The organism is Brevibacterium permense (assembly GCF_013280495.1).
GTDB classification, from domain to species: Bacteria; Actinomycetota; Actinomycetes; order Actinomycetales; family Brevibacteriaceae; genus Brevibacterium; species Brevibacterium permense.
The window spans coordinates 72,905-96,800 of sequence record NZ_JABSSX010000003.1 but is presented as its reverse complement, the minus strand read 5'-3'; the positions used below and the strand labels follow the sequence as shown (position 1 = coordinate 96,800).

Below are 23,896 nucleotides of genomic sequence, written 5' to 3'. Positions count from 1 at the left end.
GCGCCGGGGGTGGTGAGGCCGGCGTCCCACAACTCACGCGCGGCGACCACCGCGATGTCCGCCCCATCGTGGTCCCTTCGCAGTGGAGCAGGTCCATCGGAATCTGAGCTATGGCCACCGACAACGAGAGACGTGTTCGGGCCGCAGAAGGCATCTATGGACCTATCGCCAGACGTTGGATCGGAACACTCAGACCCCTTACCCGCAGGGCCCAAGCAACACAACCCCTGGTCAGGCCGGCTCCCTACACGTTGAACCGGAACTCAACCGCGTTCCGTAGCCGAATAACCTCTGGACCCAGCGATCTGCCAGGAGTTCAGAGTGCGCCGTCCATGAAACTGCCTCGCACACACACTCTGGAAGAAAGTTGACCGCAGGCACGCCAGGAGACACTGGGGCCTACCCCCGGTTCGTGGACACGGGTGTAGGCCCGGGTTGCTTAGGCACCACCCATCGTGCAGTCCAGAGGCCCGTTCCTTCGTCCCCGGTCGGTGACTACGCCTAGGCCGCGTCGGCCAGCTGTTCGCCCACGCCGGCCGAATGGCGTGCGAGGCGTCGGTGCCTGATCGTCGGTCCCCTCGCTTGGTAGGCTAGATTACTCCCTGTCATTGATGATGCGGCTGAAGACGCGAGCCGGACGCACATCTTTTCGATACCGCCAGCAGATCCGAAACTAGGAGCTTCCCGTGCGCCTCACCCATGTCAGAATCAAGAATTTCCGCGCCCACAGTAACACCGAGCTCCCCTTACCCCAGCTCGGGTGCCTCATTGGCGAGAATAACGCAGGGAAGTCGTCCGTGCTCCATGCGATCCAGTACGTCCTAGAAGACAAGAAGCTCAGCGGAGAGGATTTCCGGAACCCAGAACTTCCGGCGAGCGTCGAACTAAGCATCGAGGGGATCGACGAGGAAGATCTTCGAAGGGTGAACGAGACGCATCGAGACCGGGTACGCGAAATGCTCAGGGACGGCGTGCTCACGATCGTTCGCACGCAGGAAATCGACGGGAAAGCCGAATCTAGGTACTTGAAGCTTGGCCCGAGCGACCCGTCATGGAGCCAAGAATCACTGGCTTCGACCATCAAAGGAAAGAAGGGCGCCCAGCTCCGTCAAGCGGCCGTCAAATTACTGCCCCCGATGGAAGACGCACTACCCGCAGCGCCGACTCAGCAGCAGGTCAAAGACGCGTGGACTGAACTGGTCGAGCAGCTTCCACCCGAGGAACTAGAAGAGACACCCACCGCATACCCCACGGGCATCGCACAGTCCGTCAAGCCGCTCCTCCCGTCCGTGATCTACATCGAAGCCGTGAAGGATGCCTCCGTGGAGGCGAAATCTACCGGGACGTCAGCCTTTAGCAAGCTTCTCGAACTGCTCTTCGATGAAGTAGCGGACCAGTTCAGCGACATCAACGATCAGTTCCGCTCCGTGTATCAGAAACTCAACCGTTCTCTGAATGACGACGGCTTGGAAGTCGACGCCCGACTTGAGGCCGTTCAGCGCATTGAATCGACGATCGAAGAGTTCGTCCGCGCGAGCTTTCCCGGCGTCTCACTCCGCATGGACGTGCCCGCACCGACGCTATCCATGCTGCTATCCGGTGCCGAGCTACGCGTCGACGACGGGCACGAGGGCTCCATTTCCAGCAAGGGCGATGGCCTCAAACGGACTGTCCTATTTGCCCTGCTCCGAGCGTACGCAAGCATTCGGAGCACCGGCCTGAGCGACGATACGCGATCAGAATCCCCGCGCCCCTCTTATGTCCTGCTCTTCGAAGAGCCGGAGCTCTACCTGCACCCGCGTGCTCAGCGCCAGCTTATGGCGGCCCTGGGCACCTTCTCGAACGAGCACCAGGTGCTGGTCACGACCCATTCTCCAGGGTTCTTCCGCCCTGGGACGGAGGGCTTCGCTCGGCTCCAGAAGACCGATGATGGGGTAACCGCGCAACCCGTTGACCTCACGATCGGTCATCGGGACGCCTACCAGATCGTGCAACACGAGAACAACGAAGCCGCATTCTTTGCGCAGCGCGTCGTCCTGGTCGAAGGTGACAGCGACACTTTCACCTATCCACATCTGGCGCGACTGATCAATCAGGACTGGGACGACATCGACAAGAACATCATGTTCGTCAAGATCGACGGCAAGGGAAACATCAACCGCTACAGGGAGTTCTTCTCCAGCTCCAAGATCCCGATCCATGTCATCACCGACTTGGATGCCCTCGTGCGCGGCTTTGAGCAACTGACCCGAGATGCGGAGACCCGAGCCGCGCACTCGAGGCTGATGGGACTGATCAGCGAAATGATCTCTGATACTAGCGAGCCTAATAGCAAGACAGTGCGGAGCATCACCAGTCGCCGAAATGCCAGCGAGCTGTGGTCTGCCGCGCAGTCCCACCTGTCTAATTGGCGCGACGCTCCTAGCGATAACGCTGCCCGACTCCTGGATGAGACGCTGAGTGAGCTCTTCGACGCTGGCAATGGTGATGCCAAGCTGAACGAACTCGCAAATCCGTCCTCGAAGGAGATCTCTTCTGCACGCGACACCGTAATCTCGTCTCTCGCCGAAGAGAATGTATTCGTTCTGCGCCGGGGCGACCTCGAGACCTACTGCCGGACGAACGTGGGCAGAGACAAGGTCGCGACGGCAATTGAGTTCTGCGAGAGAACCACAAATCTTGAAGCTCTACGCGAACTCCACGCCGAAGATGCTGACGATGTAGTGCAGGAACTCCAAGGCATATTCTCTAGGATATACAACTGATGCGGCACCCAGAAACTTCATTGTTTGGCTCTTCATTTCGAGATGTTAGGCGGCGATTCGAAAGCTCAGCACATCCATAACCGAATAGGCTTCGGGATAGACCAGCGACCAGACGCGCACGGCCACGAGACCGCTGTCGCCGCATCCAGCCTTCACGAACCGCACGAACTACCGGGTGATCGCGATCAAGTGCCCCGAAGTAATCGGAATCTCTGCGCAATTGGCTACTAGCTAGCCGACTCTCCCCCCAACAATCGAGTCCACGTCCTTCACCCCGCCGTGAAGACGATCATTCGGCACAGTGTCTGAAACTCCACCTTGCGCAACTCGAACGCACTCACTCTAAGGATTTCGCTGATGCACTTGTCGAAAGGACTGGCGGCGGGATGATGCCCAAGGACGGCCACCTGATCAATATCATGAAGCATGGATCAATTCACACCACCACGGTACAAATCACCTGGTCTCGGACACAGTGATCACCGTTCGCGGCAGTTCGTCGACAAGGCCTCGACTACACGTTGAACCTAAATTCAACGACGTCGCCATCGACCATGATGTAGTCCTTGCCTTCCATCCGGACCTTGCCGGCGGACTTCGCGGCAGCCATCGAACCGTTCGCATCGAGATCCTCGAACGACACGATCTCGGCCTTGATGAAGCCCTTCTGGAAGTCGGTATGGATGACTCCGGCCGCCTCGGGGGCGGTGGCACCCTTCGGAATCGTCCACGCACGGGATTCCTTGGGCCCGGCCGTCAGATAGGTCTGCAGACCCAGGGTATCGAAGCCGACTCGGGCGAGCTGATCGAGTCCGCTCTCTTCCTGGCCGGTCGATTCGAGCATCTCCCGGGCTTCCTCCTCGTCGAGTTCGGCGAGTTCGGACTCGAACTTCGCGTCGAGGAAGATCGCCTCGACGGGAGCCACCAGTGCCCGCATCTCGTTCTTCTTATCCTCATCGGCGAGCACTTCGTCGTCGACGTTGAACACGTAGAGGAAGGGCTTGACCGTCATCAGCTGCAGCTCACGCAGGGCGCTGACATCAAACTTGTCGGCCTGCATCGCCTGGTAGAGCGTCCGCCCGCCTTCGAGGATCTCGGTGGCGGCATCGATCGCGGTCAGCTGCTCGGCAGGAGCGCGCTTGCCCTTGACTTCCTTCTCGATCCGCGGCCGTGCCTTCTCGAGAGTCTGCAGGTCAGCCAGGATGAGCTCGGTATTGATCGTATCGATGTCATCGGCTGGGCTGATCTTGCCGTCGACGTGGACGACATCGTCGTCGACGAATCCGCGGATGACCTGACAGATGGCATCGGCTTCGCGGATGTTCGCGAGGAACTGGTTGCCCAGGCCTTCCCCTTCGGAGGCGCCGCGCACGATTCCAGCGATGTCGACGAAGTCGACGGTGGCATTGAGGATGCGTTCGGAGTCGAAGATCTCCGCCAGTCGCGTGAGTCGCTCGTCCGGCAGAGGGACCACGCCCACGTTCGGCTCGATCGTCGCAAACGGGTAGTTCGCCGCGAGAACTTGGTTCTTGGTCAGTGCGTTAAACATGGTCGACTTGCCGACATTGGGCAGTCCCACGATTCCAATAGTCAAAGCCACGGTATCCAAGTCTAGCCGTCGCCGAGGTGGTCCTCGAATTCTCGTGTCAGTGCCCTCTGTCACCCTGGGACCATGAATGCTTTCCCCGCATCCGCAGTCATCATCGCCTTCATCGTGGCGATCGTGCTCGCCGCCGCGCTCGGATTCCTGCTCGGCCGCAGTCTCACCCGTTCCCGCTATCTCGAGAGACTCACTCGCGCCGAGACCACGTCACGCCTCCTGTCCGAGCGCACCGAAGACCTCGAGGCCGATGCGCAGATGGCCGGTGAGATCACTGCCGCCATCGGGCCGTTGGCGGCAAGCGTGAAGAATCTCCAGGAGAACCTGCGCTCCCAGGACCGCACCCAGATCGAACAGATCACCCGACTGAACTCCCAGATCGGGCACCTCAGCCAACAGAACCTCCGCCTCCAGGAATCGACCGGGTCACTGGCCACCGCTTTGAATTCGACGACCCACCGTGGAGACTGGGGCGAGGTCCAGCTCAAACGCATCGTCGAATATGCCGGCCTCCTCCCCCACGTCGACTTCGACACGCAGGTCAGCGCCGACCGGGACGGCAAGCGCCACCGCCCCGATATGGTCGTCCATCTGCCCGGTGGCGGCACGATCGTCATCGATGCGAAGACACCGTTGTCGGCACGGATGAACAAGGACTCCGTCGAGGCGGCCGACTCCGGCACGGGCGGTCAGGACCATGCCCGCGCTCTGTTGCGCCATGTTGATGCCCTGGCGTCGAAGGAGTACTGGAAGGCGTTCGATGCCTCCCCCGACTTCGTCGTCTGCTTCGTGCCCACCGACGGTCTGCTCTCCGCAGCCGCGGCAAGCTACCCGAAGATGATCGATCATGCACTGGGCAAGAACGTCGTCCTCGCTTCACCAGCGACTCTGCTGGTGCTGTTGAAGACCGTGGCGCTCAACTGGCGGCAGGCGGATATGTCCACCTCCGCGGCCGAGGTGCTGCGGCTGGGCACGGAACTCTACGAACGCATCGGGACTCTGGTGACTCATGTGTCACGGATGGGGGCCAGCCTGGACCGCTCCGTCGAGGACTACAACCGGTTCGTCTCGTCCTTGGAGTCCCGGTTCCTCGTCACCGCCAGAAAGTTCCCGTCGACCGGGATCGTCGCCGACGAACTCGATGCCGTGGCCGAACTCGATACTCGCACTCGCGGCATCAGCGCCGAGGAACTCAGTCGGCCGCGGGCCATGGACTTCGATGATCGTGGTCCGACTCATCTGGGCGGTCGGCAGACGGGGACAAGTTGAGAATCGACAGCGTTTGTCGACTCCGTTGAGTCGTGGGACTCCCCATCGCGCCGCGTAGCGGAACTGCTCAGCTCAGCCGAGCTTGCGCAGTTCCTTCGGCAGCGAGAAGATCAGGTCCTCTTCGGCGGTGACGACCTCTTCGACGGTGTCGAATCCGTAGTCGGCCAGCAGCTGCAGCACGTCTTGGACGAGGTTCTCCGGAACGCTCGCTCCGGAGGTGACTCCGACCGTGGCGACGTCGTGGAACCATGTCTCGTCGATCTCCCGGGCGAAGTCGACACGGTAGGCAGCCTTCGCCCCGTGTTCGAGGGCGACTTCGACGAGGCGAACGGAGTTCGAGGAGTTCGCCGACCCGACGACGATGACGAGATCCGCGTCCGGCCCGATCTTCTTCACCGCGACCTGCCGGTTCTGTGTCGCGTAGCAGATGTCATCGCTGGGTGGATTCTGCAGGTGCGGGAAGCGCTCACGCAGGATCTCCACTGTTTCCATGGTCTCGTCCACGCTTAAGGTCGTCTGTGAGATCCACACCAGCTTCTCGGCATCGGGAACCTCGATGGTGCGGGCCTCTTCCGGGCTCTGCACCAGTGTGATGTGTTCCGGCGCCTCGCCCATGGTGCCCTCGACCTCTTCGTGTCCGGCATGGCCGACGAGGAGGATGCGGAAGCCGTCCCAGGCGAACCGGATGGCCTCCTTGTGGACTTTCGTCACCAGCGGACATGTCGCATCGATCGTCGACAGCGAACGCTTGGCAGCCTCGGTGTGCACAGCCGGTGAGACACCGTGAGCGGAGAACACGACCCGAGCGCCTTCCGGGACTTCATCGGTGTCATCGACGAAGACGGCCCCGCGTTCGGACAGGGTCTCGACGACATGTCGGTTGTGCACGATCTCCTTGCGAACATAGATCGGTGCGCCGAAGTGCTCAAGGGCGCGCCCAACGGCGATCACGGCACGATCTACGCCGGCACAATAGCCGCGCGGTGCGGCCAGCAGCACCCTCTTGTCAGCATTGACCGGAGTGCGGATCTCGCCCGGTGCCAGACGCCGGCGCGGAATGGTCGGGGCAGGTACTGAAACGACGCTCACCCGTTCAGTCTAAGCCGGAGGCATCGACTGCGGCCAGGAATGGGCTGCGTCAGTGCCGTTCGTTAGGCTTGGGAGTCGGAAGGGGACTTAAATGGCGCAAAGAATTTCCGGCACTCCCGGCACGCTCGGCGAAACGGCCGAGCCGAAGGAGCTCGCCGCCACCGCAGCCGAGACCACGGCGGAGAATCCGTGGCCGCTGAGTCTGCTGTCGTCGAAGATGAAGTCCTATATCGACCGCATGTCGAGCGTGTGGATCGAAGGGCAGGTCGTCGAACTCAACCATCGGGGCAAGGCCAGCTACCTGACCCTGCGCGATACCGACGTCGAGATGTCACTGCCGGTCCAGATCTGGAAGAACGTCCTCGACCGCACCGGAGCTCCTCTCACTGAGGGCAGCCACGTCGTCGCCAATCTCAAAGCCGACTTCTGGACGAAGACCGGTCGGCTGACGATGCGGGCCAACGACATCCGCGCCGTCGGACTCGGCGAACTCCTCGCCCGCCTCGAACGACTGAAGAAGCAGCTAGGGGCCGAAGGGCTGTTCGATCCCAACCGGAAGCTGCGCCTGCCGTTCCTGCCGAACCGGATCGGGTTGATCACCGGACGGGATTCGGATGCGCAGAAGGACGTCATCCGCAATGTGCACCTGCGGTGGCCTGCCGCCGAATTCGAAGTCCGCAACTGTGCAGTGCAAGGCCCGGATGCCGTGCCGGGAGTGATGAAGAACCTCGCCGAGCTCGATGCGGACCCGCAGATCGATGTCATCGTCATCGCCCGCGGCGGGGGCAGCATGGAAGACCTCCTGCCGTTCTCCAACGAAGCCCTCGTCCGTGCCGTCTCCGCCGCGCAGACACCGGTCGTCTCGGCGATCGGGCACGAGGCGGACCGGCCCATCCTCGATGAGGTCGCTGACATGCGGGCGTCAACGCCCACGGATGCTGCAAAGCGGATCGTTCCGGATGTCGCCGAGGAAGGCATGAATCTGCTGCGTGCCCGCGCCGAATTGGATGCTGCCGTCAATCGCATCCTCGACCGCGAGCAGGAGATGCTCACCGCCGTGCGATCACGGCCGGTGCTCGCCGAACCGCAGACGATGATCACCGCGCATGAGAACGAACTGACGATGATCCGCCGCCGCAGTCTGCAGGCGACGAACGGACTGCTCATCCAAGCTCAGAACGAGATCCAGCATCTCCGTTCCCAAGCCAGGTCCCTCTCTCCCCTGCGGACGTTGGAGCGCGGCTACGCCGTGGTGCAGACCGACGAAGGTCAGGCCGTCCGCAATGCCGCCGAAGTCGCCGCCGGCGACACCGTCCATGTCCGGGTCGCTCGTGGTCGTTTCGACGCAGATATCACCGAGGTCACTCCGGAGGCTGACGATTCGACGACCGACGATTGACTACTACTCCACACTCTGTCCACGTTCCACACACTCTGCGAAGGAGACACCGATGACCGAACCGACGACCCAACAGGACCAGCCCGACATCAGCACGCTCAGCTACGAGCAGGCGCGCGAAGAACTCGTCATGACCGTCAAGCGTTTGGAGACCGGCAACCTGCCGCTCGAAGAGTCACTGCGACTGTGGGAGCGTGGCGAGGCTCTGGCCGACCGGTGCCAGGCTTGGCTCGACGGAGCACGGGAACGCCTCGACAAGGCCCGTGAGGAGACCTCGGACGACACCGAATAGAACTTCGGATCAGCCTGGGATCACTTGAGTTCGGCGGCAACCTGATCGGCGAAGCTGTTGACGGTGTCCGGCGCAGCCGTGGCGCTCAGAACGACATACATATCGCCCTTGCGCGTGACCCAGTATTCCTTCGCCTCTTCAGTGCGGTAGACCTGGAAGTCGGCACCGCCGACGGTCACCTTCTCGGCAGCGACAGCCTCATCGGTCTTCCGCTTCGCCCAGTTCGAACTCGCTTCCGCCTGCTCGATGCTCACCCACTGGTCGTCGGGGCCGATGAACGACATATACCACGAGGTGTATTCGGAGTCGCCCATACGATCGAGGCTGGCCTCGTTCGACGTCCATCCGCGCGGGATCTGCGGAACGATGAGGTCGAACTCGGCGTTGCCCTGTGACTGCTCGGCGATCCCCTGATAGTCGACGACACGTTCTGAGTCGACTTCGGGCTGCGGGGCGAGGAACAGGATCCCGACGGCGACTGCGAGACAGGCGAGGATCGCGATGACCATATTGACCCAGTTCGAGTTCTTGCGCAGGAAGCGCATCTCTTCCCGGGACCCCGGCAGCATCACTCCGGATTCATCAGCCATGGACTCTCCCCTAGGACTCGGCGTCGTCTTGTCGACGACCGTTTGAGCACCCGTCTCGTCGGCAGCATTTCGGACATTCACACCGTCATTGTCCTCGGCTCGCGCGCGAAGGGCCAATTCCGGTCCGAGGACGTGACTGCGGCCACAAGCACACACCGCTGTCGCGACCCCGATCACAGGGGTGGCACAATTGGAAGCATGAGTGACTCCAAAGAGCCTGTTGACGTGAAATCTCACCATGACCGAGGACGAGTTGATGAGGAGGCTCCGCCTGTCGCAGTGACCGACTCATGGTCACAGAAGGCTCAGGTCGAGTCGGATGCTCCCGACCGCAACTTGGCTCTGGAGCTCGTCCGAGTCACCGAGGCCGCAGCAATCGCTGCCGCCCCCTGGGTCGGCCGCGGCGACAAGAACGCAGCCGACGGAGCAGCCGTGGCCGCGATGCGCAATGTCATCTCCACCGTCCGCATGGCCGGCACCGTCGTCATCGGCGAAGGCGAGAAGGACGAAGCTCCGATGCTCTTCAACGGCGAGCAGGTCGGCGACGGCGGCGGACCGCACTGCGATGTTGCTGTCGACCCTATCGACGGCACCCGCCTGACCGCTCTGGGCATGCCCAATGCGATCTCTGTCATGGCCGTGACCGAAGACGGTGCGATGTATGACCCCTCTGCCGTGTTCTACATGGAGAAGCTCGTCACCGGCCCCGATGCCGCTGACGCCGTCGATCTGCGGCTGCCGATCGCTGAGAACATCCGCCGCGTCGCCAAGGCGAAGGGAACGAAGGATCCCGCCTCGGTCACGGTGATGATCCTCGACCGCCCCCGCCACCAGCAGATGATCGATGAGATCCGCGCCGCCGGAGCCCGCATCCAGCTCATCACCGACGGCGACGTCGCCGGAGCCATCGCCGCCTGCCGTCCGGGAACCGGCGTCGACATGCTCATGGGCATCGGCGGCACCCCCGAGGGCATCATCACCGCCTGCGCCATCAAGGCACTCGGCGGAGTCATCCAGGGCCGTCTGTGGCCGCAGGACGACACCGAACGCGAAGCCGCCGCCAAGGCCGGCCTCGACGTCAACAAGGTGCTCAACACCGACGACCTCGTCACCGGTGACAACAGCTACTTCGTCGCCACGGGCATCACGAACGGCGATCTGCTCGACGGTGTGAAATTCCAGGGCAGTCACGTCACCACGCATTCCCTGGTGATGCGGTCGAAGTCGGGAACCGTCCGTCAGGTCTTCGCCGAGCACCAGGCTGCGAAGACCCACTCCTACGTGGAGGCCGCCGAAGAAGCCGCACGCCGCGGACTGGTCTGACCTCCAAACGCACCCGGTCCCGGGCGCGATGCACACAACTCGGAAGCAGGTGCGAAAGCAATGCCCAATCAGGCGTGGAAGCGACTCCTCGAGGGAAACCAGCGTTTCGTCGACGATGTCCCTCAGCACCCCAACCAGGACACGGCACGACGTGAGTCGCTGTCGGACAGCCAGACCCCGTTCGTCACTCTCTTCGGCTGCTCGGATTCCCGAGTCGCCGCGGAGATGATCTTCGATGTCGGCCTCGGTGACATGTTCGTCGTGCGCAATGCCGGACAGGTCGTCGACCCGGTCACCTTGGGTTCGCTCGAATACGGAGTCGAGATGCTCGGCACTCCCCTGCTCGTCGTGCTCGGCCACGACAGCTGCGGGGCCGTGACCGCCGCCTACAACGCCTACGACTCGGGTGAGACTCCCCCGGGATTCATCTCCGACGTCGTCGCCCGCATCCTGCCGACGGTGGCCCGGGCCCGAAAGAACGGGCGCACCACGATCAACGAGACCGTCGGTCAGAACACGATGGACACGGTCGACAAGATCATGCAGCTGTCCACGATCATCAAGACCGCTGTCGATGAGGGCCGACTCATCATCGTCGGACTCACTTACCAACTCCACGACGGCCACACCACGGTCGTCGCCCAGTACGGAGGCGACGAGGCCGCGGTCTCCACCTATGCTTCTTGAGCGACCGGCCACCTCGGTGGTCAGCCGTTCAGTCTCCCAACGAGCCTGAGCTCCGCAATCATTTCCCCGGCACCCAACGAAAAGGACAACAATGACCGAAGAATTTCGCATCGAACACGACACCATGGGTGAGGTCAAAGTCCCCAAGGACGCCCTCTACAGCGCACAGACCCAGCGTGCCGTCGAGAACTTCCCGATCTCGGGCAAGACCCTCGAATCCGCTCACATCGCCGCACTGGCTCAGGTGAAGAAGGCCGCAGCGAAGGCTAACGCCGAACTCGGCGTGCTTGACGAAGCCCGCGCCACAGCCATCCAGAACGCCGCCGATCGGGTCATCGCAGGCGAATTCGACGCCCACTTTCCGATCGACGTGTTCCAGACCGGTTCGGGAACCTCGTCGAACATGAACGCCAACGAGGTCCTTGCCTCGCTGGCGACCAAGGCGCTCGAAGCCGACGGAATCAACGTCCACCCGAACGACCATGTCAACGCCTCGCAGTCGTCGAACGACGTCTTCCCCACCTCGGTGCACCTGGCCGTGACCAAGGCCCTGGTCAACACGCTCATCCCGGCCATGGACACCCTGGCGACTTCGCTGGAGAAGAAGGCGAAGGAGTTCTCCTCGATCGTCAAGTCCGGACGCACCCACCTCATGGATGCCACTCCGGTGACTCTCGGTCAGGAGTTCGGCGGCTACGCAGCTCAGGTCCGGTACGGAATCGAGCGCATCGAGGCTTCCCTGCCGCGCGTGGCAGAGGTCCCGCAGGGCGGAACCGCTGTGGGCACCGGAATCAACACCCCCGACGGCTTCTCCTCCCGCGTGGTCGAGATTCTCGCCGAGGAGACCGGACTGCCGATCACCGAAGCCCGCAACCACTTCGAGGCCCAGGCCAACCGCGACGGACTCGTCGAAGCCTCCAGCCAGCTGCGCACCATCGCCTACGGCTACATGAAGATCTGCAACGACCTGCGCTGGATGGGTTCGGGACCGAACACCGGCCTCGGCGAGATCGCCATCCCCGACCTGCAGCCCGGTTCGTCGATCATGCCCGGCAAAGTCAACCCGGTCATCTGCGAGGCCACCATTCAGGTCGCCGCACAGGTCATCGGCAATGACACCTCCGTGGCCCTGTCGTCGACCAACGGCGCGTTCGAGCTCAACGTCGGCATCCCCGTCATGGCCTCGAACCTGCTCGAGTCGATTCGCCTGCTCGCGAACGCCTCGACCGTCATGGCCGAGAAGATGATCGACGGGCTCACCGCCAACGAGGAGCGTGCCCGCTTCCTCGCCGAGGCGAGCCCCTCCATCGTCACCCCGCTGAACAAGGTCATCGGCTACGAGGCGGCCGCGAAGATCGCCAAGCACGCCGTGGCCAACAAGATGACCGTCAAGGAAGCGACGATCGCTCTCGGCTTCGTCGAGAACGGCTCCATCACCGAGGCGGACCTCGACAAGGCCCTCGACGTCACCACGATGATCGGCAGCTACAAGTAAGCCTCCGATCTGACAGAACGAAACGGCGCCCGGACGATTTCGTCCGGGCGCCGTTTCGTATTGGCGGCCCATTTCGAGTCCCGTCGACCGCCCACCCCAGCGTCGACCGGTCACCGAACAGCACGCGACATCGGCGGTAACGTCAGCGGTCGGCGACCAGAGCAGCGGCTCAGGACCGGAACGGGTCGAATTCCTCGAGCACATCGGTGACCAGGGCGGCGATCTCCGATCGCTCCGACCGCGTCAGCGTGACATGCGCGAACAGTTCGTGGCCCTTGAGCTTCTCGATCACCGCGGCGACTCCGTCGTGCCTGCCCACTCGCAGGTTGTCGCGCTGGGCGACATCGTGGGTGAGCACCACCTTCGAGTTCATTCCGATGCGTGAGAGCACGGTCAGCAGAACATTGCGCTCCAACGACTGCGCTTCATCGACGATGACGAATGCATCGTGGAGGGACCGTCCGCGGATGTGCGTGAGCGGAAGCACCTCGAGGATCTCCCTGTTGACCACCTCGTCGATGACGTTCTTGCTCACCAGCGCACTGAGGGTGTCGAATACGGCCTCCGCCCAGGGGTTCATCTTCTCACCTTCGCTGCCGGGCAGGTAGCCGAGGTTCTGCCCGCCCACTGCGTAGAGGGGGCGGAAGACCATGATCTTCGAGTGTTTGTTCTCCTCGAGCACCTTCTGCAGGCCTGCCATGAGGGCCAGCGCGGACTTCCCCGTTCCGGCTCGCCCTCCCATCGACACGATCCCCAGTGCATCGTCGAGCAGCATGTCGATGGCGATCCGCTGTTCCGCCGACCGCCCGTGAACGCCGAAGATGTCACGATCCCCGCGCACCATCGACACTCGGTTGCCGCTGCGCACACGTCCCAGGCCGGATCCGCGCGGTGAGGTGATGACGACACCGGTGTTGACCACCTCGTCGGAGACATCCTCGGTGACGACCGACCCCGAGTCGTAGAACTCGCTCATCTGCTCGTCGTCGAGGCCGAGCTCGCTCATCCCGGTGAACCCGGAGTCGACGGCCAGCTCCGCCAGATACTCCTCCGCGTGCAGCCCCAGGGCCGATGCTTTCACTCGCATCGGCACGTCCTTGGTCACGACGACCACATCACAGCCTTCGGCAGAGAGGTTGCGGGCCACGGCCAGGATGCGGGTGTCGTTCTCCGTCCGGTCGAAGCCGACCGGCATCGTGGAGGCGTCGATGTGGTTGAGCTCGACCCGCAGCGTTCCGCCCGCATCACCGACCGGAATTGGCTGGTCCAATCGGTCGTAGTCGGATCGGAAGTCGTCGAGGATGTGGAGGGCTTTGCGAGCCGTGAATCCGAGTTCGGGATGATTGCGTTTGCCCTCGAGTTCGGAGACGACGATGAGCGGGATGACGACGTGGTGTTCGGCGAAGCGCAGAAGCGCTCCGGGATCCGACAGCAGCACCGAGGTGTCGAGAACGTAGGTGTGGACTTTTTCAGCCATGAGGACCTCTGAGGCGTGAGTTCCGCCGAGATCCGGTTCTGACATCCCCCGATCTCGGGTTGGTGTCGACCAACTACAGCCAACCTAACCCGGTTCGCTCCCGCAGACGGTAGCGGCACGCGTGCTCGGGCAAGTCGGGGTCATGAACTTCGAGTGAATGCGGGATTCCGCCGTCAGACGGCCGGTAGGTCTCACTGGCGGCGGGCACGGCCTATTTGCCGAAGCGCCGCTGCCGCAGACCGTAGTCGCGCACGGCTCGGAGGAAGTCCGTACGGCGGAAGTCCGGCCAATAGGCTTCGCAGAAGTAGAACTCCGAATAGGCGCTCTGCCACATGAGGAAACCGGAGAGTCGCTGCTCTCCCGAGGAGCGGATGATGAGGTCGGGATCGGGTTGGCCCTTGGTGTAGAGATGTTCGCCGATCTGCTCCGGCGACAGTTCGGAGATGATCGACTCCAGGTCCGTGCCGTCGTCGGTCCGTGTGCGCAGCAGGGACTTCACCGCATTGACGATCTCCTGCCGACCGCCGTAGCCGACGGCGACGTTGACGCGCATTCCACAGTCCTCAGTCGTCGTCACCGCTTCCAGGCGGGCCCGCAGATCCGGGGGAACGATGTCGAGGTCACCGACGAGCTGGACGCCGACGCCGTCGAGTGCGGCGATCTTCTCCACCAGGTCCGAGATGATCTCGATGAGGATCGACACCTCTTCTGCCGAGCGGGCGAGGTTCTCTTTGGACAGAACGTAGAGAGTGACGATCTCCACATCGATCTCGTGGCACCAGCCGAGGAACTCGACGATCTTCGCCGCTCCGGCGCGGTGACCGTCAGCGGTCGTCGCACCGAACTCCTTGGCCCACCTGCGGTTGCCGTCGGTGATGACTCCGACGTGTCGTGGAACCGGAACCGACTTGTCGAGCTCACGTTTGAGCCGTCGCTCGTACAGCCGATAGAGCAGGTTCACGGGTCGCGCCACAGCTGTCCTCTTCCACATGGGTCGTCGGTCGGTTCGAATACTGTACAGACTACTAGCCGACGATGCTGAATGAGGCCTCAGGTCCGCTGGCTACTATGGAGCTATGAATGCTTCGCTCACCGATTCCTCTCCGGTCGTTCCCGACGGCTCCGGGCCGGTCGGTTCAGCAGGTGCGGATGATGTTCCGCCCGTCGATGACCACCGCATCGCCCGTCGCCGCTCAGCACTGCGCGCCGAATTGACGAAGTTGGCGGGTCAGGTCAAGCCGAAGCTGCGCGGCTGGTTCCACGCTGGGGCGTTCCCTCTGGCGATGATCGGCGGCCTGGCACTGGTGATCATCTCCCCGACCATTGAGTCGCGCATCGCCGCCGCGATCTTCGCCGTCACCGGCATGCTGCTCTTCGGCACCTCCGCCGTCTATCACCGCGGCCGCTGGCGCACTCGCGTCCGCCTCGTCCTGCGGCGGCTCGACCACGCGAATATCTTCCTCATCACCGCCGGCACGTACACACCGCTGGCAGTGCTGATGCTCCGCACCGACCAGGCAGTCCTCCTGCTGTCCGTGCTGTGGGGTGCCGCCGCACTCGGCGCTGCCTTCCGTACGATCTTCACCACCGCGCCGAGGTGGCTCTTCGTCCCCATCTACGTCGGGTTCGGCGTCGCCGGAGTCGGATACATTCCCCAGATCTGGGACACGAACTTCGCCGTCGGTCTCCTCGTCGTCCTCGGCGGCGTGTGCTACATCGCCGGAGCGGTGATCTACGGGATCAAGCGGCCGAATCCCTCACCGAAGTGGCTCGGCTTCCATGAGATCTTCCACATCTTCACGATCCTCGGCTACGGCTGCCACCTCGCCGCGCTCATCATCGCCGCCGTCGCAGCCTACTGAGCCCCATTCATCTGAATCCGCACTGACAGACAACGGCGCGATCACCGATCGGTGATCGCGCCGTTGTCTGTGGGCTCAGGACCTCAGGGCCTCGGGGTTCAGAGTCTCAGCCTCGTTCATGCCGTTCGTCGGAGAATGCGGAGGAATCGGTCGGCACTTCCGTCGAGCCGCCTCGGCGATCCGCATCGGATGCTCCGGTATCGACGGCTGCGTCGGAGTCGCTTTCAGCGGTCTCCGGTTCGGGTACCTCCGGCCCCGAGAGCTTCGACTGGTTGGGCACCACATGCCTGCGCAGCGGGATCGGGTAGGCGTCGCTGGCGCTCGAGTGCGCCCGCACCCGACGGACACGACGCATGAGGTCCCGGATGAGGAAGATCGTCAGGATGACAATGGCGAGGGTGGCCAGAAAGCCGATGGTTCCAGGCGTCACCAGATCCGGGTCCGGTGTGCCTCCGTCCGGAGTCGGGGCTGGAGAGGACGCGAAGATCATGCGCGGGTGTCGCTTTCGGTCGGGACGGCGTAATCAGCGTCGAGGTCGTCGGCAGGCGGCGAGTCCGGGAGCATCCCCTCGTCGGGAACGCGACGACCGTCATCGAAGGTCACGGCGGCGAACAGATCGGTCTCCTGGAAGTCCAGTTCCCGGTTCAGCGGTTCTCGGCCGGTGAGGTCGAGAGCCAGTTCGAACTCTTCGGTCGGCCAGTACGTGCGAGCGGCCTTACGGGACGCGGAGAAGAAGCCGCCTTCGGGGTCGATCTGAGTGGCGTGGGAGAGCAGCGCACGATCGCGGGCAGAGAAGAACTCGGAGCAGGAGATGCGGGTGCTCAGCCAATTGTGGCGCTGGTTGTCACGCTTCTTGAAATCCTCGAGGTGGTCGGCGAACGGGGACTCGAGTCCCGCCTCGAGCATCTTCTCGTGGATCGTGATCCACTTCTTCGCCGACAGGTCCTGGTTGAAGTAGATCTTCTGCACCTGCCACGGTTCGCCGAGCTCTGGATGCGCGGTCGCATCTGCGGCGGCTTCGACGGCGGCCATGGTCACGGCGTGGTTCTTGATGTGGTCGGGGTGAGGATATCCGCCGAGCTCGTCGTAGGTGGTCACCACCTGAGGTCGGAAGGTGCGGATGATATGCACGAGGGGAAGCATCGCCACCTCGTCGGGGACCCGATAGAAGCATCCGGGAGGAGTCTGGTTGTCGAAATCGCCGTCGGGCAGTCCCGAGTCGACGTGACCGACCCAGACATGTTCGGCACCGAGGGCTGCGGCAGCGGTCGCCATCTCCTCCCGACGGAGACCGGCGATGTCGCGGCTGGCCTTCGGGCTCTGCAGGAGAGCAGGGTTGAGGATATCGCCGGCCTCGCCACCGGTCATGGTGGCGATGAGCACCCGGGCACCCAGTGAAGCGTACTTCGCGCTCGTTGCCGCACCCTTGGAGGATTCGTCGTCGGGGTGGGCATGGACGGCCAACAGGCGCAGCCCATGGTACGGAAGCGAAGTCATATCCTAAATGTCCCTTTCGATTTCAGCCTGGTGGCCACCTGCTGCCGGCGCTGCGACTGACATGATCGCCGGCAGAGGATCGACTACTCTAGGTTAGTGCGCGAAGTACTTAAAGAGGAATTCAATGACTGAGGTAACAGTGGCACCACCACTGCATGATGATCGCTACGGCCGGACCAGCAGACCCAAGCGAGAGCTGAGTCGTCGGGCGAAGATCATCGCCGTCATCGTCCTCGCCGTGGTGGTCGCCGTCATCGCTGTCTGGGCATTCCGCCCGCAGACGAATCCCACAACACCGCGCACTCTTGACTATTCGGTTGTCGACGATTCTTCAACGCGCGTCAGCGTCGGAATATTTCCTGATCAGAAACGCGACGTGCACTGCATCGTCCAGGCCACGAATGAGCAGGAAGCGATCGTCGGATTCACCGAGGTCACCGTTCCCGCCGATCCGAACGCCGATCCGAATTCGCCGAAGCGCATCGACGTGGACCTGGCCACAACTCAGCTGGCCGCCTCCGGCCACGTGGACTCCTGCTGGTTCGAATAGGCCGAACCTTCCACCGCCTGGTGTAAGCACAGGAACCCGGTCGCACGAGTCTCTTCGAATAGTTCTCGCACGGGAACACATCTTGCGGCCGCGAACCTCCGCCTCACGGCCGGGGACGTGATCGAACTCATCGTTTTTCTCCGCAGATGCGTTACACTGTAGTTTCATTCAACTTCCGGGCGTGCCCATACGCCCGGTTTTTTCGTTGCCTGACACGCCCGTCAGTGCACCGACCGAAGAAGGAGAAGTCATGACCGAGGAAGTCACCCAGGAAGAGACATGGTTGACCCAGGAAGCCTTTGACCGCCTGTCGAAGGAACTCGAGCATCTCTCCGGACCGGGTCGTGCAGAGATTGCTGAGAAGATCGAAGCCGCCCGCGACGAGGGTGACTTGAAGGAGAACAGCGGATATCACGCAGCGCGTGATGAGCAGGGCAAACAGGAAGCACGCATCCGCCAGCTCGAAGTGCTGCTGCAGAATGCGAAGGTCGGCTCCAGCGACAGCGACGGCAAGACCGTGGCACCCGGAACCGTCGTGACCGCCAGCGTTGCCGGCAACTCCATGCGATTCCTGCTGGGCAACCGCGAGATCGCCGGAGACTCCGACATCGACGTCTTCTCGGAGAAGTCGCCGCTCGGAGCGGCTGTCCTCGGCGTCAAGGTCGGAGACAAGACCTCATACGAGGCTCCGAACGGCAAGACCATCGAGGTCAAGGTCGATTCCGTCGAAGCCTTCACCGGCTGATCGAGACCGAACAGAAGTGGGCGGGTGCGATCGCACCCGCCCACTTACCTATTCACTTCGGATCAGGCGAACCCTTCGTTCCTGACTCGCCGGAGTCGCTCGAACCGGAACCTGATGCACGCTCGACTTCCGCGGACTCGTGGACGGCATCGGTGAGCCGTTCCTTCGCCGTCTCGAGGACTGCAGTGGCCTCGCGTTCGTCCGGGTCGCCCTCGGCGTCGTCCTCCGCTTCGTCCTCGTCCGAATCACCGGCGTTCGTGCGCACGATATAGCTGACGACGCTGTTGAGCACGGCCACCAGGGGAACGGCGAAGAGAGCGCCGACGATGCCGAAGAGGAAGCCGCCTCCGGTGACTGCGAGGATCACAGCCAGCGGATGGACCGATACTGCCTTGCCCATGAGGAACGGCTGGAGGACCTGGCTTTCGATCTGCTGGACGGCAATGACAACCGCGAGCATGATGACGGCGCTGACCAGACCGTTCGAGACCAACGCCACGAGCACTGCCACCGCGCCGGAGGCGATGGCGCCGACTACAGGGACGAACGAGGTGAGGAAGACGAGCACGGTCATGGGGATGACCAGCGGGATTCCCAGGAACGCAGCGCCGATGCCGATGCCGATCGCATCGACGGCGGCGACGAGGATCTGGACCCGCACGTACTGCACGAGAGTCGTCCACCCTTTCAGCGCGGCACCGGTGGCTACGGGACGGGCCGGGACCGGAAGCAGGTTCATCACCCACCTGAAGATGTTCTGCCCGTCGTAGAGGAAGAAGAACGTCGCGAACAGACACACGGCCATACCGGTGAGGAAGGTGCCCACCGAGGAAGTGGCTTCCAATGCCCCGCCGAGGAGCTGGCTGCTGTTGTTCTGGAAGAACTTCGTGGCAGTATCGATCGCATCGTTCATATAGCTCGAGATCGTCGAAGCATCGATGCCGAAAGGACTCGAAGCCAGCCATCCGCTGATTCCGGACACACCGGCGATGACCTGTTTGACGAGGTCGGGCATGCCGGAATAGATCTGCTGACCGACGAGGCCGAAGAGTCCGAGCACGACGACGATGAACCCGATGAAGGAGATCGCGGCGGCCCCGCCTCGAGGCACGCCCTTCTTCTTCAGCCATCCGGTCAGGGGCGCGAGCAACGCTGCCAGCAGCAGGGCGATGAGCACGGGCAGCACGACGCTGGAGATCTTCGACAGCAGCCAGAGTGCCACACCGATCGCCACGAGCACGACGATCGACCGCCACGACCACGCAGCGGCGAGCTTGAGACCGGGAGCCACATACGGTTTGGCCTCGGCTTCGATTCGGCTGAGTGCGATCTCCTCGGGACTGACCGCCTGCGATGTGGTCACGTCGGGTTCGGACTCGGAGTGAGAGGATCCGCGTCCGCGTCGGAACGCCTCCCATGCCCCTCGGAATCGGTTCGGAGGATGCTGCTGATCGTTTTCGCTCATGACTCAACAATAGTTGTTGATGCACTGACAAAGGTGCAATGATGACGCCGGAGGAGGGAAATCAGTGGGAAGACGCTTGATCTATACGCTGGCGACCATGGGTGCGACGGTCGTCGGCGCGGGTGCCTCGGCGGCGGGACTGCTTCGCCACCAGGCCGGATCGCTGCGCCGTTCCTTCGACGACGACAAGAACCGTCGCTTCTCCACCTTCACCGAGGCGGTCGCCGCCCCGCGTGAGAACGACGATGGCGACTCCGCGGCGCTGGCCATCATCGGAGACTCCTGGCTGTGCGGGGTCGACGTCGACCCGGGGCAGGCGCCCCCGACTCTCATCGGGAGAGGCCTGGCGCGGATGCTCGGCACCACCGTCCGGGTCCAGACAACCGCTCGCCCCTCGGCGCTGTCGGATGATCTGCACCGGCAGGTCGACGAAGTCCTGCGTTCGCCGTGGCTCTCCCGTCAGCTTTCGGACCGCTGGAGCGACGACCGCCGGTTCGCGATCATCTCGATCGGCACCGGCGACATCATCCACCCGATCCAGGCGACCATCGGCGTGCCCGTGCTCAACCAGGCCATCAACCGGCTCCAACGCGAGGGCCGCTACACCGTGTTCGTTCTCGTCTGCCCCAATCTCGGTGGTCTGCCGGGACTGCGCGATCCGCTCAAGACGTCGCTGCGCCGAACCTCTCGGGTCCTCGCCGGCTCTCAATGGCTGGCTGCCCTGGCCGCGCGTGCGGTTCCGCTGCGGTCGACGGGATCGCTGAGCGGAACGACACGCCGGTCTCTGCTCAACGGCTCGGGCCGATTCCCCAGCGAACTCGGCTATGCGCAGCTGTCCTCGACGCTGCTGGCCGCGATCGCCGAACGCATCGATGCACCGGTCGTCGTCGACCGCAGCCTCGACATCCCGGAGAAGGGCGAAACCGCGCGCCGTCACGAACTGGTCCCCGGCACCGGGGCGCAATCTGCGGCTCAGAACGATTCGGATGTCGAGGCGCGGACCGGTGCCGAGGCGCAGCCAGTTGCCGAAGAACCAGCGGTGACAGAAGACGCCAGCCCCGAACCGATCCCGAATCGTTCGGAAGCAGCCTCGTGATCCCTGTCGTCCTCGCCTCCCAGTCCCCTTCACGTCGCCAGATCCTCCGGGACGGCGGGATCGACCCGGTCATCATCGTCTCCGAGGTCGACGAACGTGCCATCGAGGACGATTTCACCGGTTCCGTCGGCGAACTCACCACAGCGTTGTCGGAGGCGAAGGCTCGTGCGGTCATCGACCGGATCACCGCGTCTGCTCCCCCGACTCTTGACGGCGCGGGCACCGTGGTCGTCATCGCCGGGGATTCCCTGCTCGAATTCGACGGACAGGCCATCGGCAAACCGGGAACGGCCGAACGCACTCGCGCCGTGTGGTCGGCGATCGCCGGCCAGTGGACACAGCTGCATTCGGGCCATACGGTCGCCGTGCTCACGCGGGCGCAGCAGGCGAACGGCGCAGTCGACCGGGCTTCAGATGACGGCCGCGGCGATGATGCCGCCCGAACCGACTCGGCGCCCTTCGAACTCGGCGCCCTGCGCTCGCAGCGGTCGGCCACCTCGGTGCTCATCGGCTCACCCACCACGGAGGAGCTCGAAGCGTACATCGCCACCGAAGAGCCCTTCCACGTGGCCGGGGCGCTGACCATCGACGGTTACGGTGGGGCCTTCGTCGACCGGCTCGACGGCGACCACCTCACCGTGCTCGGCCTCAGCCTGCCCGTCGTGCGCGAATTGGTCACCGACATGGGCCTGTTCTGGCCCGATCTGTGGGCTCTCAAGCGGTAGACTCGTCTCTGGTTCGGTGACACGCCCGAGGACATTGAAGTTCTCGTCCCAATTTTTTATCGCTGTCCTACAAACCCTTGGTGCTGTTCTCTAAATTGTTCTGTGATCGTACAAAGGAGCACCATGACCACAGTCCTCTCCGACTCCACGACCTCGGCACTGAGCACCACTGTTCCGACCGGGGCCGTCCGCCGAGTCCTCATCGCCAACCGCGGTGAGATCGCTCTGCGCATCATCCGGGCCGCCCACGACCTCGGCATCAAAGCCGTCGCCGTGTACACCCGCGCCGATTCCGATGCCGACTTCGTCGAACTCGCCGACGACGCGTGGCTGCTGGACGGGTCCGGAGCCGGGGAGACGTATCTCGACATCGAGAAGATCCTCGCCTTGGCCAAGCGCTCCGGCGCCGATGCCGTCCACCCCGGTTACGGCTACATGGCCGAGAACGCGCAGTTCGCTCAGGCCGTCATCGATGCCGGGCTGATCTGGGTCGGTCCTCCCCCGGCGGCGATCGAGCTCCTCGGTGACAAGTCCGGAGCCCGTGCCGTCGCCGAAGCCGTCGACGCTCCGGTTGCGCCCGGTTCCGACGGCGCCGTGGCCGATCTGACAGAAGCCGCCGAGGTGGCCGACCGGATCGGATTCCCCGTCGTCGTCAAGGCCGTCCACGGTGGAGGCGGGCGTGGTTTCCGCGCCTGCGCCGCTGCCGAGGATCTCGAGGCCGCCTATACTGCGGCGACCCGCGAGGCGCAGAGTGCCTTCGGGCGCGGTGAGTGCCTCATCGAGAAGCAGATCGTGCGCCCTCGTCACCTCGAGACCCAGTGCCTGGCCGATGCCCACGGCAACGTGCGGATCGTGTCCACGCGTGACTGCACTCTGCAGCGCCGCAACCAGAAGATCATCGAGGAGGCGCCCGCTCCGTTCCTCACCGCCGAGCAGGAGCGCATCGTCTCCGAAGCCTCGGCACGCCTGCTCGCCCACGTCGGCTACGTCGGCGCAGCGACGTGTGAGTTCCTCCTCGGCGAGGACGGCACGATCATCTTCATGGAAGCCAATGCGCGCATCCAGGTCGAGCACACCGTCACCGAGGAAGTCACCGGAGTCGACCTCGTCGGTTGGCAGGTGCGCATCGCTTCGGGCGAGGCCCTGCCCGACGAATTCCCCGCCGTGCGCGGTCACTCCTTCCAGTTCCGCATCAACGCCGAAGACCCCACGACGTTCTTCCCCGCCACCGGCGCAGTGAAGAACTACCGCGCGCCTTCGGGTCCCGGAGTGCGTCTGGATTCGGGCATCGGCGAAGGCAGCGTCGTCGGCACGGACTTCGACCCGATGCTGGCCAAGCTCGTCGTCACGGGTGCCACCCGTGATGAGGCCCTGGCCCGAGCACGCCGGGCGCTGTCCGAATACCGCATCGAGGGCGTCTCGACGCTGCTGCCGCTGCATCGGGTGCTCGTGAACGAACAGGCCTTCGCCACCGATTTCAAGGTCTGGACCAACTGGCTCGAAACCGCTTTCGTCAATCCGCTTGTCGATCCACAGCTAGGAGAACAGATGAGTACTGCAACCGACAGCTTCAGCGTTGTGGTCGAGGTCGATGGCCGCCGCATGACCGTTTCGGTCCCCAAGGACGTCATCTCGGACCTCGGTCATGTCCCCAGCCCCAGCGTGCCGCGGCGCAAGCGCGGGCTGAGCAGCCGCAAGGGCGCGAAGATCGCCGACGATTCGAATGCGCTCAACGCTCCCATGCAGGGCACCATCGTCTCCGTCTCCGTCAACCCCGGTGACACCGTCGAAGCCGGTGACACCCTGGCCGTCATCGAGGCCATGAAGATGGAACAGCCGCTCAAGGCCGGTCACTCCGGCACCGTCTCCGAGGTGCTCGTCGACGCAGGCGCCTCGGTGAAGTCCGGTGAGGCGATCATCCGCTTCGCCGGCTGAACCGGTCCGGTGCCTGCCTCCGTTCGCTGCGGCCT

The 23,896-nt window shown here is 63.5% G+C and carries 21 protein-coding genes; 13 read left to right on the top strand and 8 right to left on the bottom strand.

Annotated features, from left to right (window positions below; all coding sequences use genetic code 11):
* Positions 1-686: 686 nt before the first annotated feature.
* Positions 687-2,765, top strand: coding sequence for an AAA family ATPase (locus HK353_RS05395; protein WP_173153497.1), 2,079 nt, complete (start codon positions 687-689; stop codon positions 2,763-2,765).
* 514 nt (positions 2,766-3,279) lie between these two features.
* Here HK353_RS05395 and ychF read toward each other — a convergent pair.
* Positions 3,280-4,365: a redox-regulated ATPase YchF gene (ychF, locus tag HK353_RS05390; protein ID WP_173153495.1), complete on the bottom strand. Its 1,086-nt coding sequence runs from the start codon at positions 4,363-4,365 to the stop codon at positions 3,280-3,282.
* 72 nt (positions 4,366-4,437) lie between these two features.
* Between ychF and HK353_RS05385 the strand changes: the two genes are divergently transcribed.
* Positions 4,438-5,634: a DNA recombination protein RmuC gene (locus HK353_RS05385; protein WP_173153492.1), complete on the top strand. Its 1,197-nt coding sequence runs from the start codon at positions 4,438-4,440 to the stop codon at positions 5,632-5,634.
* Positions 5,635-5,706: 72 nt separating this feature from the next.
* On the opposite strand, the gene HK353_RS05380 is transcribed toward HK353_RS05385, so the two are convergent.
* Positions 5,707-6,723 (bottom strand): 4-hydroxy-3-methylbut-2-enyl diphosphate reductase, encoded by a 1,017-nt coding sequence (locus tag HK353_RS05380; protein ID WP_173153489.1) that lies wholly within the window; start codon positions 6,721-6,723, stop codon positions 5,707-5,709.
* 91 nt (positions 6,724-6,814) lie between these two features.
* Between HK353_RS05380 and xseA the strand changes: the two genes are divergently transcribed.
* Positions 6,815-8,122 (top strand): exodeoxyribonuclease VII large subunit, encoded by a 1,308-nt coding sequence (xseA, locus tag HK353_RS05375; protein ID WP_173153486.1) that lies wholly within the window; start codon positions 6,815-6,817, stop codon positions 8,120-8,122.
* Positions 8,123-8,174: 52 nt separating this feature from the next.
* Positions 8,175-8,414 (top strand): exodeoxyribonuclease VII small subunit, encoded by a 240-nt coding sequence (locus HK353_RS05370; RefSeq protein WP_025778102.1) that lies wholly within the window; start codon positions 8,175-8,177, stop codon positions 8,412-8,414.
* 20 nt (positions 8,415-8,434) lie between these two features.
* Here HK353_RS05370 and HK353_RS05365 read toward each other — a convergent pair whose 3' ends face one another.
* On the bottom strand, positions 8,435-9,004 hold the full coding sequence (locus tag HK353_RS05365; protein WP_245395811.1) for a DUF4245 domain-containing protein: 570 nt from the start codon (positions 9,002-9,004) through the stop codon (positions 8,435-8,437).
* Between the two features lie 198 nt (positions 9,005-9,202).
* Here HK353_RS05365 and glpX point away from each other — a divergent pair, with 198 nt between their 5' ends.
* From glpX to HK353_RS05350, 3 genes are all read left to right on the top strand, one after another.
* On the top strand, positions 9,203-10,327 hold the full coding sequence (gene glpX / locus HK353_RS05360; protein ID WP_173153479.1) for a class II fructose-bisphosphatase: 1,125 nt from the start codon (positions 9,203-9,205) through the stop codon (positions 10,325-10,327).
* Positions 10,328-10,387: 60 nt separating this feature from the next.
* Complete coding sequence (locus HK353_RS05355; RefSeq protein WP_173153476.1) at positions 10,388-11,014, top strand: carbonic anhydrase; 627 nt, start codon at positions 10,388-10,390, stop codon at positions 11,012-11,014.
* 91 nt (positions 11,015-11,105) lie between these two features.
* Positions 11,106-12,509, top strand: a complete 1,404-nt coding sequence (locus HK353_RS05350; RefSeq protein ID WP_173153473.1) for a class II fumarate hydratase — start codon at positions 11,106-11,108, stop codon at positions 12,507-12,509.
* A gap of 169 nt (positions 12,510-12,678) precedes the next feature.
* Here HK353_RS05350 and phoH2 read toward each other — a convergent pair whose 3' ends face one another.
* On the bottom strand, positions 12,679-13,986 hold the full coding sequence (gene phoH2, locus HK353_RS05345; protein ID WP_139466815.1) for an RNA 5'-3' helicase PhoH2: 1,308 nt from the start codon (positions 13,984-13,986) through the stop codon (positions 12,679-12,681).
* Between the two features lie 211 nt (positions 13,987-14,197).
* The gene (locus HK353_RS05340) at positions 14,198-14,959 is read right to left on the bottom strand and encodes an isoprenyl transferase (protein WP_262775752.1); all 762 of its coding nucleotides are present in this window, start codon (positions 14,957-14,959) and stop codon (positions 14,198-14,200) included.
* 103 nt (positions 14,960-15,062) lie between these two features.
* On the opposite strand from HK353_RS05340, the gene trhA reads away from it, so the two are divergent.
* Positions 15,063-15,848, top strand: a complete 786-nt coding sequence (trhA, locus tag HK353_RS05335; RefSeq protein ID WP_173153467.1) for a PAQR family membrane homeostasis protein TrhA — start codon at positions 15,063-15,065, stop codon at positions 15,846-15,848.
* A gap of 106 nt (positions 15,849-15,954) precedes the next feature.
* On the opposite strand, the gene HK353_RS05330 is transcribed toward trhA, so the two are convergent.
* The gene (locus HK353_RS05330; RefSeq protein WP_173153453.1) at positions 15,955-16,338 is read right to left on the bottom strand and encodes a hypothetical protein; all 384 of its coding nucleotides are present in this window, start codon (positions 16,336-16,338) and stop codon (positions 15,955-15,957) included.
* On the bottom strand, positions 16,335-17,345 hold the full coding sequence (mca, locus tag HK353_RS05325; RefSeq protein WP_173153450.1) for a mycothiol conjugate amidase Mca: 1,011 nt from the start codon (positions 17,343-17,345) through the stop codon (positions 16,335-16,337). Before mca ends, HK353_RS05330 begins: the two co-directional genes overlap by 4 nt.
* 124 nt (positions 17,346-17,469) lie before the next feature.
* Here mca and HK353_RS05320 point away from each other — a divergent pair, with 124 nt between their 5' ends.
* Both HK353_RS05320 and greA read left to right on the top strand, forming a co-directional pair.
* The gene (locus HK353_RS05320) at positions 17,470-17,895 is read left to right on the top strand and encodes a DUF4307 domain-containing protein (RefSeq protein WP_139466807.1); all 426 of its coding nucleotides are present in this window, start codon (positions 17,470-17,472) and stop codon (positions 17,893-17,895) included.
* Between the two features lie 250 nt (positions 17,896-18,145).
* Positions 18,146-18,640 carry a transcription elongation factor GreA gene (greA, locus tag HK353_RS05315; protein WP_173153447.1) on the top strand — a complete coding sequence of 165 codons (495 nt, stop codon included), beginning with the start codon at positions 18,146-18,148 and terminating at the stop codon, positions 18,638-18,640.
* A gap of 52 nt (positions 18,641-18,692) precedes the next feature.
* On the opposite strand, the gene HK353_RS05310 is transcribed toward greA, so the two are convergent.
* On the bottom strand, positions 18,693-20,105 hold the full coding sequence (locus HK353_RS05310; protein ID WP_173153445.1) for an AI-2E family transporter: 1,413 nt from the start codon (positions 20,103-20,105) through the stop codon (positions 18,693-18,695).
* Positions 20,106-20,169: 64 nt separating this feature from the next.
* Here HK353_RS05310 and HK353_RS05305 point away from each other — a divergent pair, with 64 nt between their 5' ends.
* The 3 genes from HK353_RS05305 (at position 20,170) to HK353_RS05295 (ending at position 23,861) form a co-directional block, all read left to right on the top strand.
* Entirely contained in the window at positions 20,170-21,201 is a 1,032-nt protein-coding gene (locus HK353_RS05305; protein ID WP_342589823.1) for an SGNH/GDSL hydrolase family protein, read from the top strand.
* Positions 21,198-21,926 (top strand): Maf family protein, encoded by a 729-nt coding sequence (locus HK353_RS05300; protein ID WP_173153442.1) that lies wholly within the window; start codon positions 21,198-21,200, stop codon positions 21,924-21,926. The genes HK353_RS05305 and HK353_RS05300 overlap by 4 nt, the downstream gene beginning before the upstream one ends.
* Before the next feature lie 123 nt (positions 21,927-22,049).
* Complete coding sequence (locus tag HK353_RS05295) at positions 22,050-23,861, top strand: acetyl/propionyl/methylcrotonyl-CoA carboxylase subunit alpha (protein ID WP_173153439.1); 1,812 nt, start codon at positions 22,050-22,052, stop codon at positions 23,859-23,861.
* The last annotated feature ends 35 nt before the right edge of the window (positions 23,862-23,896 follow it).

Excerpts from the sequence above, each read along its gene's own strand:
- HK353_RS05355 (WP_173153476.1), top strand. The coding sequence starts at position 10,388 with ATGCCCAATCAGGCGTGGAAGCGACTCCTCGAGGGAAACCAGCGTTTC.
- phoH2 (WP_139466815.1), bottom strand. The coding sequence starts at position 13,986 with ATGGCTGAAAAAGTCCACACCTACGTTCTCGACACCTCGGTGCTGCTG.
- greA (WP_173153447.1), top strand. The coding sequence starts at position 18,146 with ATGACCGAGGAAGTCACCCAGGAAGAGACATGGTTGACCCAGGAAGCC.
- HK353_RS05370 (WP_025778102.1), top strand. The coding sequence starts at position 8,175 with ATGACCGAACCGACGACCCAACAGGACCAGCCCGACATCAGCACGCTC.
- mca (WP_173153450.1), bottom strand. The coding sequence starts at position 17,345 with ATGACTTCGCTTCCGTACCATGGGCTGCGCCTGTTGGCCGTCCATGCC.
- HK353_RS05310 (WP_173153445.1), bottom strand. The coding sequence starts at position 20,105 with ATGAGCGAAAACGATCAGCAGCATCCTCCGAACCGATTCCGAGGGGCA.
- HK353_RS05330 (WP_173153453.1), bottom strand. The coding sequence starts at position 16,338 with ATGATCTTCGCGTCCTCTCCAGCCCCGACTCCGGACGGAGGCACACCG.
- xseA (WP_173153486.1), top strand. The coding sequence starts at position 6,815 with ATGGCGCAAAGAATTTCCGGCACTCCCGGCACGCTCGGCGAAACGGCC.
- HK353_RS05365 (WP_245395811.1), bottom strand. The coding sequence starts at position 9,004 with ATGGCTGATGAATCCGGAGTGATGCTGCCGGGGTCCCGGGAAGAGATG.
- HK353_RS05295 (WP_173153439.1), top strand. The coding sequence starts at position 22,050 with ATGACCACAGTCCTCTCCGACTCCACGACCTCGGCACTGAGCACCACT.
- trhA (WP_173153467.1), top strand. The coding sequence starts at position 15,063 with ATGAATGCTTCGCTCACCGATTCCTCTCCGGTCGTTCCCGACGGCTCC.
- glpX (WP_173153479.1), top strand. The coding sequence starts at position 9,203 with ATGAGTGACTCCAAAGAGCCTGTTGACGTGAAATCTCACCATGACCGA.
- HK353_RS05385 (WP_173153492.1), top strand. The coding sequence starts at position 4,438 with ATGAATGCTTTCCCCGCATCCGCAGTCATCATCGCCTTCATCGTGGCG.
- HK353_RS05350 (WP_173153473.1), top strand. The coding sequence starts at position 11,106 with ATGACCGAAGAATTTCGCATCGAACACGACACCATGGGTGAGGTCAAA.
- HK353_RS05320 (WP_139466807.1), top strand. The coding sequence starts at position 17,470 with ATGACTGAGGTAACAGTGGCACCACCACTGCATGATGATCGCTACGGC.